The sequence below is a fragment of the Oceanobacillus sp. Castelsardo genome (genome assembly GCF_001659985.1).
Classification (GTDB): domain Bacteria; phylum Bacillota; class Bacilli; order Bacillales; family Amphibacillaceae; genus Oceanobacillus.
Genome location: NZ_LYCS01000001.1, coordinates 241,701 through 255,320 on the forward strand (window position 1 = coordinate 241,701; position 13,620 = coordinate 255,320).

The 13,620-nt window shown below is 35.9% G+C and carries 12 protein-coding genes; 5 read left to right on the forward strand and 7 right to left on the reverse strand.

The genetic code is table 11. From position 1 onward, the window contains the following. The first annotated feature begins 16 nt into the window (after positions 1–16). Entirely contained in the window at positions 17–3,106 is a 3,090-nt protein-coding gene (locus tag A9178_RS01280) for an MMPL family transporter (RefSeq protein WP_068672106.1), read from the forward strand. Positions 3,107–3,403: 297 nt separating this feature from the next. Here A9178_RS01280 and A9178_RS01285 read toward each other — a convergent pair whose 3' ends face one another. Beyond that, complete coding sequence (locus A9178_RS01285) at positions 3,404–3,982, reverse strand: TetR/AcrR family transcriptional regulator (protein ID WP_068672107.1); 579 nt, start codon at positions 3,980–3,982, stop codon at positions 3,404–3,406. Positions 3,983–4,132: 150 nt separating this feature from the next. Here A9178_RS01285 and A9178_RS01290 point away from each other — a divergent pair, with 150 nt between their 5' ends. After that, positions 4,133–4,894: an SDR family oxidoreductase gene (locus A9178_RS01290; RefSeq protein WP_068672108.1), complete on the forward strand. Its 762-nt coding sequence runs from the start codon at positions 4,133–4,135 to the stop codon at positions 4,892–4,894. A 342-nt stretch (positions 4,895–5,236) separates the two neighbouring features. On the opposite strand, the gene A9178_RS19090 is transcribed toward A9178_RS01290, so the two are convergent. Both A9178_RS19090 and A9178_RS01300 read right to left on the reverse strand, forming a co-directional pair. Then, complete coding sequence (locus A9178_RS19090) at positions 5,237–5,452, reverse strand: YetF domain-containing protein (RefSeq protein WP_068672109.1); 216 nt, start codon at positions 5,450–5,452, stop codon at positions 5,237–5,239. Between the two features lie 567 nt (positions 5,453–6,019). After that, positions 6,020–7,507, reverse strand: a complete 1,488-nt coding sequence (locus tag A9178_RS01300; RefSeq protein ID WP_068672110.1) for an aldehyde dehydrogenase family protein — start codon at positions 7,505–7,507, stop codon at positions 6,020–6,022. A 554-nt stretch (positions 7,508–8,061) separates the two neighbouring features. On the opposite strand from A9178_RS01300, the gene A9178_RS01305 reads away from it, so the two are divergent. The 3 genes from A9178_RS01305 (at position 8,062) to A9178_RS19610 (ending at position 10,180) form a co-directional block, all read left to right on the forward strand. Next, positions 8,062–8,493 carry a MarR family winged helix-turn-helix transcriptional regulator gene (locus tag A9178_RS01305; protein WP_068672111.1) on the forward strand — a complete coding sequence of 144 codons (432 nt, stop codon included), beginning with the start codon at positions 8,062–8,064 and terminating at the stop codon, positions 8,491–8,493. A gap of 136 nt (positions 8,494–8,629) precedes the next feature. After that, positions 8,630–9,781, forward strand: coding sequence for an MFS transporter (locus A9178_RS01310; RefSeq protein WP_068672112.1), 1,152 nt, complete (start codon positions 8,630–8,632; stop codon positions 9,779–9,781). A 282-nt stretch (positions 9,782–10,063) separates the two neighbouring features. Beyond that, entirely contained in the window at positions 10,064–10,180 is a 117-nt protein-coding gene (locus A9178_RS19610; RefSeq protein WP_369801940.1) for a transposase, read from the forward strand. Between the two features lie 442 nt (positions 10,181–10,622). On the opposite strand, the gene A9178_RS01315 is transcribed toward A9178_RS19610, so the two are convergent. The 4 genes from A9178_RS01315 to A9178_RS01325 form a co-directional block, all read right to left on the reverse strand. Then, positions 10,623–10,883 (reverse strand): hypothetical protein, encoded by a 261-nt coding sequence (locus A9178_RS01315; RefSeq protein ID WP_068672113.1) that lies wholly within the window; start codon positions 10,881–10,883, stop codon positions 10,623–10,625. Between the two features lie 517 nt (positions 10,884–11,400). Further along, positions 11,401–11,568 (reverse strand): hypothetical protein, encoded by a 168-nt coding sequence (locus tag A9178_RS18495; RefSeq protein ID WP_197482148.1) that lies wholly within the window; start codon positions 11,566–11,568, stop codon positions 11,401–11,403. Positions 11,569–11,594: 26 nt separating this feature from the next. Next, positions 11,595–12,365, reverse strand: a complete 771-nt coding sequence (locus A9178_RS01320; protein ID WP_068672114.1) for a SurA N-terminal domain-containing protein — start codon at positions 12,363–12,365, stop codon at positions 11,595–11,597. 178 nt (positions 12,366–12,543) lie between these two features. Beyond that, the gene (locus A9178_RS01325) at positions 12,544–13,368 is read right to left on the reverse strand and encodes a C40 family peptidase (RefSeq protein WP_068672115.1); all 825 of its coding nucleotides are present in this window, start codon (positions 13,366–13,368) and stop codon (positions 12,544–12,546) included. Positions 13,369–13,620: the final 252 nt, after the last annotated feature.

Sequence of the window (13,620 nt, forward strand, 5' to 3'; positions counted from 1 at the left end):
ATTGGGAGGATACAAAGTGAAAAGCATTATAAAAGGACGTTGGGCAATATTCTCAATCTGGGTCATTGCAACGATATTACTTACCGTTTTTCAGCCGGATGTCAATGCCATACTTCGGGATCAAGGACAAGAAGGTACGAGTAGTGATAGCCCCTCTGTCGTTGCCAATCAAATTTTAGAAAAGATGGATACGACAAAAGGAACGGACAACCTGATTGTCTTTTACGATGAAGATAAAATTTCAAATGATGAGATGGACCAGATCGGGGATGTAGTAAAATCCATCAGTGATAGTAGCGAAGAGCTTGGGATTACAGATATGATAGACCCCTTCAGTATGCCTGATGCAAAAAGCTCATTAGTTTCTGAAGATGGTACAACCCTAATGGTGAGTTATAAGTTGGATAAAAAAGGTCGAGAAATTGACGACATCCAAGAACAATTTGAAAGCAAACTGAAAGACGTACCTGTTGAGCACTATCTTAGTGGGGAAGATTTTATCAATAATGATTATCTAAAGGCTACCCAAGCAGGAGTAGAAAAAAGTGCTGCATTAACCGTTATCTTTATTTTAGTTGTGCTAGTACTTGCATTTAGGTCTGTCGTGACTCCTGTAGTTTCTCTAATGGCAGTAGCCTTTTCCTATCTTACTTCTATGGGAATTGCTGCTCAACTCATTGATAAAGCTGGATTTCCAGTAACCAGTCTTACGCAAATGCTCTTAGTGTTGATACTCTTTGGGATTGGTACGGATTATAATATTCTTCTCTTTAATCGATTTAAGGAGGAACTATCACGTGGCCATTCCATAGATGACTCTATTATCAATACGTATAAAACAGCAGGAAAAACAATCGCATATAGTATTCTTACCGTATTTATCGCTTTCCTTGCGCTCGTTTTTTCCGAATCGCCAATCTATCAATCTGGTGTCGTTGTCGTAATTGGTGTTTCGATATTGTTACTAGAAATTTTAACGTTAACTCCTTTTATCATGAAGGTGTTAGGCAAAAAAATATTTTGGCCATCTAAGAATGTCGGTGGACATAAAGAAAATAAATTCTGGGGTGCAACATCTTCTCTTGGTACAAAGCATCCTATTATTATTACAATCATCATTCTACTAATCATTGGGCCTATGGTCCTCTTCCATCAAGAAAAGTTGAATTTTGATACAGTTGGAGAACTTGGAGATAGTTATCCGTCCTCTAAGGCTATTAATTTGGTCTCCGAACACTTCGGTAAAGGACAATCCATGCCAGCTACCGCTGTTATTGAGAGTGATCAAGCCCTTGATAACAATGAGTCTCTTGCAGTCATTGATGATATCACAGAAAGGCTTAAAAGTATTAAAGGAGTGAAACAAGTTTCCTCCGTAACGCAGCCTCTCGGGGAAAATATTGATGATTTTTACGTTTCTAGTCAAATGGAGACTGTTACAGATGGTTTATCCCAAACACAAGATGGCGTGAACGATATAAATGATGGGATGAAGGAAGCTCAGGAAAAACTAAGCTCCGCAGATTTTTCACAAGTCGATCAAATGATGGAAGGTACGGCTTCCCTTCAAGACGGTGTCACTGCCCTAACAAGTGGATTAAAGGATATCCAAGCCGGCATTGATGATGGAACAAGTAACCCCGAAACGATTAAAAACGGGATTGCTGTGATAGAAACTAATCTTTCAACGATGAGTAGTGGTGTAGCAACACTCGCTGAAAATTACGAAAAAATGCAAACGGGCTATCAACAAATGGGAACGAATTATCAAGAAGTTGCTCAGGCCCTTCTCGGTGTGAAAAGTGCCATTTCCCAAATGCAGCCTATGATAGATGCCATAGGAAGTAGTTTTCCAGATGCGAACGCTGATGCGAATTATCAAGGACTAAAGCAAACGTTCGAGCAGTTAAATGCATCCTTAAGTGAAATTACACCTGAAGGAATAAAAGCATTAAATGATAATTACAATGCCGTAACGGATGGTTTCAGTACAGCGAATGATAATCTTGCAAGCATGAGCAGTGGTTTAAATCAAATGACGGATGGCTTGAAAAAACTGAAAGAAGGACTTGGACAAGCATCATCTGGATTAGAAACGATTGTAACCAATATGAACAGTGTAAATGATGGACTTGGCCAAATGAAATCGGGTCAACAAGAACTTGTAGCCGGTCTTAACGGATTCAATACGTTTGGAGAACAATTATCTGAAGTAAACAATGGATTGGAACAAATTTCGGATGGGATTGGCCAATCGAATAACTATTTATCTCAGCTAAATAAAGATAAGAATTTCTTTATGCCAAAAGAAGCACTTGAAAACGAAGACTTTAAAGCATCATTAGATTCCTTCATGTCTGATGATAGAAAAATAACAAAAATGACGATTATCTTAAATGACGATCCTTATTCAACTGAAGCATTACAAACCATTGATACAATTAATTCAACGCTTTCGGATGGACTGAAAGGAACCGTTCTTTCAGATGCCGAAAGTGGAACAACGGGATCAAGTGCGACAACTAATGATATGAACGATATCTTATCTCGAGATTTAAATAAAACAACGATCATCGTTATTATTGGTGTATTACTCGTATTATTCTTTGTCATACGATCATTCTGGACACCAGTTTTCATAACAGCATCCCTTGTCGGTGCATACTATGCTGCGATGTTCATTACAAACTTTATTTTCTTAAGCCTACTTGGTTATGAAGGGTTATCTTCCTTTGTTCCATTCTTCTCCTTTATCATTATAGTCTCGTTAGGAGTAGATTACAGCATCTTCTTAATGATGCGGTACAAAGAATATCCGGATCTATCACCTAAAGAAGCCATTGTATTAGCTTCTAAACAAATTGGTGGAGTCATTATTTCAGCAGTAATCATACTTGGGGGCACTTTTGCAACACTGATGCCTGCGGGAATTGTACTTTTATCTGAATTGGCTATTGCAGTAATAGTTGGTTTAATCGTACTTTGCTTTATCCTGCTCCCAATCTTTTTACCAGCATTAATAGCTCTTCCCGAAGCTCTAACCAATCTATTATCAAAGAAAAAGAAAGACAATCATAACTTTGATATTAAAAATAAGATAAGTTAGGATTAAATTCGATGAGTTTATAACAATGGATATGTAACATTTATAGCTTTAAAATAGAACGGCTCAGTTTGAATTTCTTTATTCAGACTGGGCCGTTCTATTTTTGTATGAGATGATATGTATGGTTTTTTTGATAATAGTTTTAGTCCAATCCCCCGCTTCCATACTCCTTTAGATAGATAAGGACAGTCCCTTGGAAAATTATCACGTTGCTTCCCTAGGATCTACTACTCCCTCCCGTGCTTTTGATTTAATCGTTCGCTATTTTCACATTCGAAACTACCCTATACTCTTTATTTAGCCTCTAGTGAACAGATTATTAATGGATAAAATTGCAATCAGTTGCTGATTTAGCTCTTGGATTGACGTCTTATATTCTTGTCGATGCCATTCCATTAAAATACCTAGGATTGCATTTGTTTGATAGCTAAGTAGATATTCCAATTTTATATTAGGTTCTCCCATCCATGGGCTATCATCTAAATTTTCTTTCATAAACGAACGGATCGTGTCAAAAAGTAAATAATAGTACGTCATTGGAATACGTTCATCAAATATAATTTGGTAAAAATCTTGATATTTCTTTACGTGATGAAAGATTTTTACCATGTCCGCTTTGATATTCTGAATATGAAAGTTGGTTTTATAATATGGCTCCTCATAAGATTGGCGAAAATCCTCTATAATCACTTCTAAGTAATGTTTAAAAACGCCGTGAACATCTCTATAGTGTAAATAAAACGTTCCCCGGTTAATGTTCGCTAAGCGACATAATTCTGCGATTGTAATTGTTTCCAAGGGTTTTGATTTTAGCAACGTTAATAACGCATGTCGTAAACTTTCCTGCGTTTTTATAATTCGTAGATCTTTTTTCAAATTATTTCACTCCCATATTGGACACATATTAAAATAAGTGTTGATTATTCAACATAATTTGCATTTTCCGTTGTTTGTACTTCTCCACCTTATCCAGTATAATTTTTAATGAACAGTTGTTCAATAAAAATTATATCGGGGGAAATGAAGATGAAATTAAAAGATAAAGTAGCAATTGTAACTGGAGCAGCCTCAGGTATGGGGAAAGCGATTGCAAAATTGTATGCAAAAGAAGGGGCAAAAGTAATTGTTTCCGACCTTAACTTAGAAGGTGCTGAAGCAGTTGTTAAAGAAATCACAGAAAATAATGGCGTAGCAAAAGCGGTTCAAGTCAATGTAGCCAAACAAGAAGACATCAATCACATGATTGATACCGCAGTACAGGAATATGGAACGTTAGATATTCTCGTAAACAATGCTGGAATCATGGATGGCTTTGAACCAGTTGGTGATATCCTTGACGAACGTTGGGACTTAATTTTTGACGTAAATACAAAAGGCGTGATGAGAGCAATACGTAAGGCACTACCTATTTTCCTAGAAAAAGAAAGCGGCGTAATCATTAATACCGCTTCAACTGGTGGATTAAATGGAGCCCATGCAGGTGCAACATATGGCGCATCCAAACACGCGGTCATTGGACTTACCAAAAATACCGGTTATATGTATGCGCAAAAAGGGATTCGTTGTAATGCCATTGCCCCAGGCGGTGTAGCGACGAATATAGGTTCCTCTATGCAGAATATTAATGAATTTGGCATGGAACGTACGAAAGCTGTTCAAGCAGTGATGCCAAGAATGGGACAACCGGAAGAAATAGCAAAAGTAGCATTATTCTTAGCGTCAGATGATGCAAGCTTTGTCAATGGTACAGTTGTTACTGCTGATGGTGGATGGACTGCCGCATTTTAAATGACATAATTAACGATAAGCTGCACATAAGGATTTTGCTTATGGGTGGTCTCTTTTACTAGAAAATTCCCAACTACACTGTAGTGAGGTTGGGAATCATCTTATTGGAACTCTTTATGTTTCACTCTTTCACGAGGGATTAGATACTACCACCCATTCTGAACTTACAACTTCCAATGTTTTCTTTGCCATCTCTTCATATTCCTTTACACCAGAGATTAATGATAAGTAGTTTGATCATCTTCCAAGTATCCGCATAACGTATGGAATGAAGACTTCAACTAAGAAAGGATAGTTATTCCAAAGAGCGCTTCTCGAGGTGTAGCTGCAATCCAATTCGGATTACCACGACCCGCATCTAACATCGTCCTTACCATTTGGTTCAAATACAGCATTCTCAATGTCTTGTACAGAGTAAACTTTTTGCTCTCGTAACAACATGCTTAAATCATCCATATTTAGTCGTAATTTGCTTAATTCATTTTCTAATATTTTTCCCTGTTTAATAACCACATTAGGCTGTCCATCTATTGCTACCCTTGCTTTTGAAGATTTCAACCCAATATAACCAACTAATATCGTTAAAATTGCCCACCAGATTAAACTTGTAAGTCCATTTAAAAATGGGGTTTTTGACTCACTTGCAATATCAGCAGCGATGGAACCAGGGGCTATAACCTTAAATATGTAATTAGACGAGAATAAAAAACAATAAGATTCAACACCCTTATCAGGGAAATGCTATTGTAAATGTGAAAAAATTCATTATTTATAAGGGTGTTCCAATGGGATTTGTAGGAGGTCAATTGAGTTCAAATGCCACCGATAACAATCGTATCAGTACCACGACGGGGGAGTTGTAAATCTACATCTGTAACAAAAAGGCACTGAGATGACACTTGGTTACAACATAATCTTTATCCGTTTTATTAAGAATACTAGCAAATTCCGAAAAGCTCGGCTAGACTAACCGTAAACGAAGAAAGAATTTATTTTATGAAATATTCTCCATAAGAAAAAAAGTATACATTTCTTAGATTGTTTAGTTTGATTAAACAATACCGTAAGAAAGTATACTTTTCACATTTTAAAGCAACTATTCAGGATTCCACCAATAAGCCTTGTTTAAAACGGATACTCCCGCTTTTCCTCTTGAATAGATATCCATTTATACTGTGTAAATTCGTCAATGACAAACGGGACTCCAAAACGTCCAACACCTGAGTTACGCATGCCACCAAATGGAGCATTCGGTAAGTCATTTACGGTTTGGTCATTGATATGAGTCATACCGGATTCAAGTCCTATTGCATATTCACGTCCCTTTTCGATATCGTTAGTGAATAAACTCGAACTTAAACCAAACTCCGTATCACTTGCGAAGGCCATGGCTTCTTCATCACTCGCTGCATTAACAACTAATGCGATTGGAGCGAATAATTCAGTTTGGGCGAGCTCACTAGAGTTATCTACATTCCCAAATACATAAGGTGTCATAATATTGCCTTCTACTTTCCCTTCTAGCAAAACATCTACACCAGCATTTTTCGCCTTCTCAACATTTTTGATTGCTTTCTGTAACTGTGTTTGATTGATAAGTGGTCCTACTACTGTATTAGGATTAAGTGGGTCACCATAAGGTACGTTTTTGGCACGTTCTACAAATTTAGTTGTGAATTCCTCATAATGCTTTTCATGTACGATAAAACGGTTCGTAATCATGCAAATTTGGCCTTGATGTAGGAATTTGCCAAAAATTGCTGCATCAACCGCTTGATCAACATCTGCGTCTTCAAGCACAACGAATGGTGCGTTTCCACCAAGTTCTAATGCAGCGCGTTTAAAGTGTTTACCTGCAATAGTTGAAATGTGGCGCCCAACTTGAGTGGAACCCGTGAATGCAATCAGTTTCACGTGTTGATTTTCTAACATGATATCGCCAATTTCTTGTGGCGTTGTTAATACAGAAGAAAATACCCCCGCTGGAATACCAGCTTCTTCAAAAGCCTTAGCGATTAATGACCCCGAAACGATTCCAACTTGAATATCCGCTTTATGGACGACTGAATTTCCTAAAGCTAGGGCTGGTAGAATCCCTCGTAATGATAAGTAAAGTGGGAAATTAAATGGCGCTATAGATGAAATAACCCCTAAAGGTAAACGGTGAATTTCATTTACTTTTCCAGGCATAAGTTCTTGCTCTGGATTCCACTTTTCATAGACTTTGTCAATAATACTACTATAAGCTTGGAAGGCCCCTAATGTAATGTTATATTCTAACTGCGCTTTAAACGGTGCACTACCTGTTTCAATTGCTAATAGATGTAGTATCTCCTCTTTGTGATCCTCAAAAAATTGGGCAGCCTTTTGGAATACCTTTTTACGTAACGCTGCATTTCTCCCCCATTCTACATGCGCATCTTCAGCACATTTATAAGCTTCTTCTACTTGCTGTTTAGAAGCGATTTTCACTTCTGTTAAGGTTTCATTGTTATAAGGGTTTAGTATGTTAACGGTTTCATTTCCTTGTCCATTAACCCACTTACCATCAATATAGCTTTTGTTTAATTGTAAAAACTGTTCTACCTTATTTGTCTGTAATACATTTTCCATTTAATCATATCTCCCTTTAGTAGAATAATAGTTATATTAGTTAATTAACTTATCAAATGGAAATTTTCCATCTTTATAATAACTAATTAATTTAGGAATAAATAGTTTCGGAATTACTTAACATAGTTTAAGAACTATTAAACTATGGGATATCATTAATTGAGCGTCCCCTTTAACCGGCTTATTGTTCGAATTACTCATGGTTCATTCCCCTATTTTTACTAATTATAATATTTTAACTATTATAAATATAAAATCGATAGGATAATCTGTCAAGTGGGACACTTCAGTTATTTGTCCATTTTTGTAGTTATTCTGAGATTGAAGATTAGCGACGTTCTTACGCTTATTGATTCTCTTTTCTTCGAGCACATGCATAGCATATAAATGTTAACTAAAATTTGTTATTTAGGCCGAATGGTTGTTTTATATTAATTAATCTCCAGAAAAGTAATATATTGACATAATAAATAAATATCCGTATACTCCTTTAATAGATTAATAGTTTAATCGTTAAAGTATTTACCTGCTAAAAGTATAAAGAGGTGAGAAGAATGGATAGACAGAATAATTTTGATGAATTTGAAAAACTGTTCTGGCAATTATCAAGAAAAATGGAACATCAATGGAAAGATATTTATGTGCAAACTTTTCCCGGATCACAATCACATATAATGTATTTACTCGAACAGAGTGGCCCAAAAAAGATGTCTGAGCTGGCAGATTCTTTACACGTTACTGCTGGAGCTGTAACCACCGCTTCCAATCAACTTATCGAGCAAGGGTATATTTCCCGCATACGAGATGAAAAAGATCGTAGAGTAGTCCATTTGGAATTGACTGAAAAAGGAAGAGAAACACTCAATGAATTACAAAATAAAGGACGAAAAATAATGAAATTAGTATTCAACGACATCTCTGATACAGACTTAAGGATGATGAATGCCATTTTTAAACAAGCAACAATAAATATAGACAATATGTAGAAAGAATATGATTAATGTTTTGTTTATTTATATTTCTGTATTTGAAATTGCGGTAAACAGGAAAGTCAGGGAAACAATGAATATCCATTCCTCAGGCTTTTTTATTATTTGAATGGAAGTGATTTATATTAATAAAATGCTAAAACCTACTATTATATCTATTTCAATGGCTACCGTTATGGCCGGAGCTGCAATTTCACCTGCCCTCGGGCTCATTGCAAAGGCGTTTCCCGAAGCCAGTCCAACCATGATCAAATTGATATTAACAGCTCCTTCTATCATGATCATTCCTTTTTCTTTTTTATCAAGTTATTTAACATCAAAACTGACGAAACGTACGATTATTATGGTTGGATTGGTTATTTACCTGATAGGAGGAATTGGTCCGCAACTTGTGCCAACCATTGAATTGCTATTGGCATTCCGTTTGATATTAGGTGCTGGAGTAGGACTTGTTATGCCTTTATCTATGTCACTTATCAATGATTATTACACGGGGAAAGAACGCACGCAGATGATGGGCTACAACTCTGCTTTCAGTAATTTCGGTGGTATTGTGACAATGTTATTGGCGGGATGGTTTGCAACATTTGGATGGCGCACCCCTTTCAATGTCTATTTTTTAGGTCTCGTTATCATGATCATGATTTTCTTTTTCTTGCCAAAAGGAGAAGTCCAAAAAGCGCCACAACATAAACATAAAACTAGATTGCCACTTGCTGTATATGGATATGCACTAGCCATGGGCGGCATTATGTTAGCATATTACTCTATTGCAACGAACATAGCATTATATTTGGAACAAAACAATTTAGGCGGTGCAGCTCTCGCTGGAACAGTTGTTTCATTCACTACTGTTGGTGGAATGATTACAAGCTTATTCCTTGTAAAGGTAGAAATGATTTTCAAAAGATTTGTTATTCCTGTTATGCTTTTTGGAATGGGAAGTGCTTTTCTCATTTTAACATTTACAAATAGTGTACCACTTGTTATATTGAGCGTTTGTTTAATAGGTTTTGGACAAGGATCCTTATTTCCAATTATTATGATTAAGGCAATGGATCGTGCTGGGTTCCAGCAAACTGACCGAGCGGTTGCTATGACATCTAGTTTTACATTTTTAGGACAATTTTTATCACCGGTAGTTCTTGATGGGGTCAGTAAAATTGCCAGTAATGACAGCATTCGATTTCAATATGGTACACTATCCATTTGTATTATGGTTATTGTTTTGGTGAATACATCCACTATATTACGTTCTAATAAACGTCTTCCATCAGCCAATTAAATAAGTTTATAAAAATTCATATCTTCATGGACGCTATTAATCTCTTGACTACAACAATAACGGGGTCAGAAAAAAGCTCGTTACATACGCTATTCATATTGAATGTACCCTTTGTCAAGGACATTTTAAAAAAGGCTATCTACAATCAGAGCTGTACCCAAAGTAAAGTACGAAACGAATCATTCAGCTATTCTTATGGATGCTAAAGTTCAATATAGCTATGCAGATGAGCCCATTCGTTTAGTGAAATTTGAGGATGAGGAAAAAAGACTTTATCGATTAATGACGCCACGATGGGATTTATCTGCGGAGCAAATCATGGTTCTTTATCGTTACCGGTGGATGATTGAGACTTTTTTTAAATGGATAAAGCAACACCTGAAATTGGTCAAGATCTGAAGCACGAAGCCACAAGGAGTGTGGAACCAAATGTTTCTTGCCATAACCGCATATGGTCTAGCTTTAATCCTACAATTATAGACAAAGTCGAAGAAGAAATATAAACCTTATAACGAATTTATGGAAGAATTACATCGAAAGAAAAGTAAGACATTACGAGGACGTCAAAAAATCCCTATACCTAAAGAAAAGGAGACGGAATTTGAAAGAAAGGTAGGCATTATCAAGCCACAAAAGAAGAAATAACGTTTATTTTTTTGATAATTTAATATGAGAAAAAATGGGAACAAGGTCGAATTTGAGACCGTGTTCCCATTTTTTTAATTTTAAAACCGAAATCAATTGGTAAAATATTACATTAATGGATTGTGATACCCATTGGCGTAAGGCCGATGGAACTGACCCTATTTCTTTAGTTAGAAAAAACTTAACCATAAATTAATCAATCTGTTTTACTAATCTTCATGATATTCAATTCTTTCTTAAGTAACTTCATTAACGCAATTGCCGAATTTCTATCTAATTGGATAGACTGACTAATCTTTCCAGGGGTTTTTCCATCAGAAGAACTATACGTATCGATTTGAAAATATTCAACACCATTTTCATCTATAAAACTAGTATAAGTTGCATCCACTTCCGCGTGTACATTATTTCTGCTTTTTTCTTTTCTTTTTAAATTCTCTGTATTGATTAGTGCCATACTCTCTCTCCTATACAAATTTTAATATCACTAGGTGAATAAAATTCCACCTTATCTTTTTTTAGATTCATCATAATGAAATGTCTATTTTCCCACTCGCTAAATTCTAAGATATAGGTCCATTTGAACTCTTCTAAATTTCATACTCAAAGCTACAGGGTAGTTTGAATTAGATTCAATTTTCCCTAATAGTAAATACAACTTTTGGATTGGTTAAATCAATCTTTGCCTTTTTCTAAGTTTCAAAAGTTTTCCACAGTTAGGCTTTTCAGCTGCATTCATATCCCCCTATTTGGTATTTTTCTACTACTTGAGAAAATTTCACTATACTATTATAACATCATAAGAAATCAAAAGAAGTAATAACCCTGTGCTAATTACTAGGGTTATTACTTCTGCCATTTTTTTCAATTTCTTTTTTTACTTTTAAAACTTGGGGTGATTTATGGTACGGTTCACCACAGTAGCCCCTTCTCGAATTCTGTGTTATCAGTGTTGCTCTTTAAAATTATCGGTGCTATGTTTTTGCCATTGTTTCTTGTAACGTAGATGGAAAAGGCCCTTCATTTGGAAATATTACCCAATTGGGTGCTTCGACTGGTACTTTATCTAATCGATCACATACTTGATTTTCAGTCGTTAAAACCCCTATCAAGTGGATAGAAAACAAAAAGGAACAGCTCAAGGGGCTGTTCCTTTGATGTATTAACCTTAAATCTTAATATCAATGTCCGCATTTTTCTTTAACTTTTCAACTTGCTGAACGATTTTTTCTTGCTGCTTTTGCTGTTGAAGAGATTGTTCGATTTGCGGTTTTACTTCTTCAAGCTTTGGAACTTCTTGTCCAGTGGTCTTTCCTTGTTCCGATAATTGATTGTACATCTTTTGAATTTCTTCATCGGATATTTCACTAGCAGGCACTTCTTTTTCGACGTACTGTTCCAGTTTCATATTGGCAGCTATTTGAGTTTCAATTGTTTTCATATCCATTCCGGACTCTTTCAGAACGTCTTCGAATTCTTTTTCTGTTTTAAACTGTTTTTTCATTTCATCCAGCTGCTTTTTAATATCTGCTTCTGAAACTTTATAACCTTTTTTATCAGCATCTTGTAGAAGAAGAGTTTGTCCGACTAAGCTATCAATTGTTTGTTCTTTCATTTGCTCTAAAGTTTCTTTAGAAGTCGGATCTTGTCCCATTTGCAACATTTGTTGCTGTATAGATACTAAGGTGCTATTATAGTCACTTCCTAATATTTCATTATCATTCACGATGGCAACCGTTTTCGTTTTATCTACATGCTGTGCTTCTAATTTCTTTTGCATTTCTTCCATTTGCTTTTCTCGTTCCTTCTGCTGCTGTTCGGTTTCCTCTGTTTTGGCTTTACTATCATTTTTAGCCTCTTTGCTTTCTTCGTTGCCTCCGCATGCTACTAAAGTAACAACCATTATACCTGTTAACAATGTAAACATTATTTTTTTCATCATCGATCTCCTTCCTTAAGCTAGAAGTATAAGCATTTCTAAAAATACATCTGGTGTGAATTATAAAGTAAATCATACGAAAATGAAACCTTATGCATGCTTTCTTAAAATTTGTAACAGGATTGAAACGTTTTATCATACAAAAAGACTTGTACTTATATTTTAACTTTAGAATCGATTATTCGATAAAAGATTTGGCACCAAGATAATGTTCTTGCCAATAAGCGATGCTGATATCTGCTACACGTACACCGTCATCTCCAGTGTGAATCATTTGATTATCACCAATGTAGATACCACTATGTGACGCTCCTTCTGTGTCGTAAGTACCTTCAAAAAATACGACATCCCCGATACTAGGATGATCTACATAGTTACCATTATTCTCCCACATTTCACGATGAGTTCGTGAAACATCATCAATGCCTACTTGATGAAACACATAATTAATAAAACCACTACTGTCCATTCCTTCCGTAGCTGTTCCACCCCATACATAAGGCGTACCTATCACACTTTTCGCAACGGCAACAATATCAGATGGAATGTTCGAATCGCTAGAGCTAAACTCTGTAATCGTTAAGTTATTTCCGGAAAATTCCATTTCTTGTAACACTAGCGTTTCTAATGTATTTGGGCCTACTATACCGTCAACTTGTAACTGATGATCTGCTTGATAATCTCTTACTGCTTGTCCGGTTAAAGGGCCAAAAACACCGTCAATTGTATATGTATAATAACCTTGTTCTTGAAGTTCTTTCTGTATATCCTCAACTGTTGTGCTTATATCCCCCTGCTGGATTTTGGTCCCCTCACTTAATGATGCTGCCTCTTGCTCGTGTACATTAGAAAGATTGCTCTCGCTAATGGAAATATCTCCCTCCGATGCTCCTGCTCCAGCATTGGCAAACACCTTCCCACTTAGAATTGGAGTAAAAATCAAAGAAGTTACAAATGCGATAGAAATTACATATTTCCTTACCGATTGATTGGACTGTGCCATCGTTATTCCTCCTTTTTCTTCCCTCTCATTACTAGTTAAAAACGAAACATGTTTTCCCTATATTTCTAACTATCTGTAAGTTACCATATGAAAATATCAATCCGATAACACGGAGATTAAGGAGGAATAACAAATTATTAAAAAAAATTACATCTTATAAAGTTTTCACAAAATCGCCGCATGCCTGGAACGACGTGGCTACTATTGATAACCATTGGACTATTTTTACTCTTAACTTGAAATTTAGATTAC

Excerpts from the sequence above, each read along its gene's own strand:
- A9178_RS01320 (WP_068672114.1), bottom strand. The coding sequence starts at position 12,365 with ATGAAAAAAATAATGTTTACATTGTTAACAGGTATAATGGTTGTTACT.
- A9178_RS01325 (WP_068672115.1), bottom strand. The coding sequence starts at position 13,368 with ATGGCACAGTCCAATCAATCGGTAAGGAAATATGTAATTTCTATCGCA.
- A9178_RS01305 (WP_068672111.1), top strand. The coding sequence starts at position 8,062 with ATGGATAGACAGAATAATTTTGATGAATTTGAAAAACTGTTCTGGCAA.
- A9178_RS19610 (WP_369801940.1), top strand. The coding sequence starts at position 10,064 with ATGACGCCACGATGGGATTTATCTGCGGAGCAAATCATGGTTCTTTAT.
- A9178_RS01300 (WP_068672110.1), bottom strand. The coding sequence starts at position 7,507 with ATGGAAAATGTATTACAGACAAATAAGGTAGAACAGTTTTTACAATTA.
- A9178_RS01315 (WP_068672113.1), bottom strand. The coding sequence starts at position 10,883 with ATGGCACTAATCAATACAGAGAATTTAAAAAGAAAAGAAAAAAGCAGA.
- A9178_RS01310 (WP_068672112.1), top strand. The coding sequence starts at position 8,630 with ATGCTAAAACCTACTATTATATCTATTTCAATGGCTACCGTTATGGCC.
- A9178_RS01290 (WP_068672108.1), top strand. The coding sequence starts at position 4,133 with ATGAAATTAAAAGATAAAGTAGCAATTGTAACTGGAGCAGCCTCAGGT.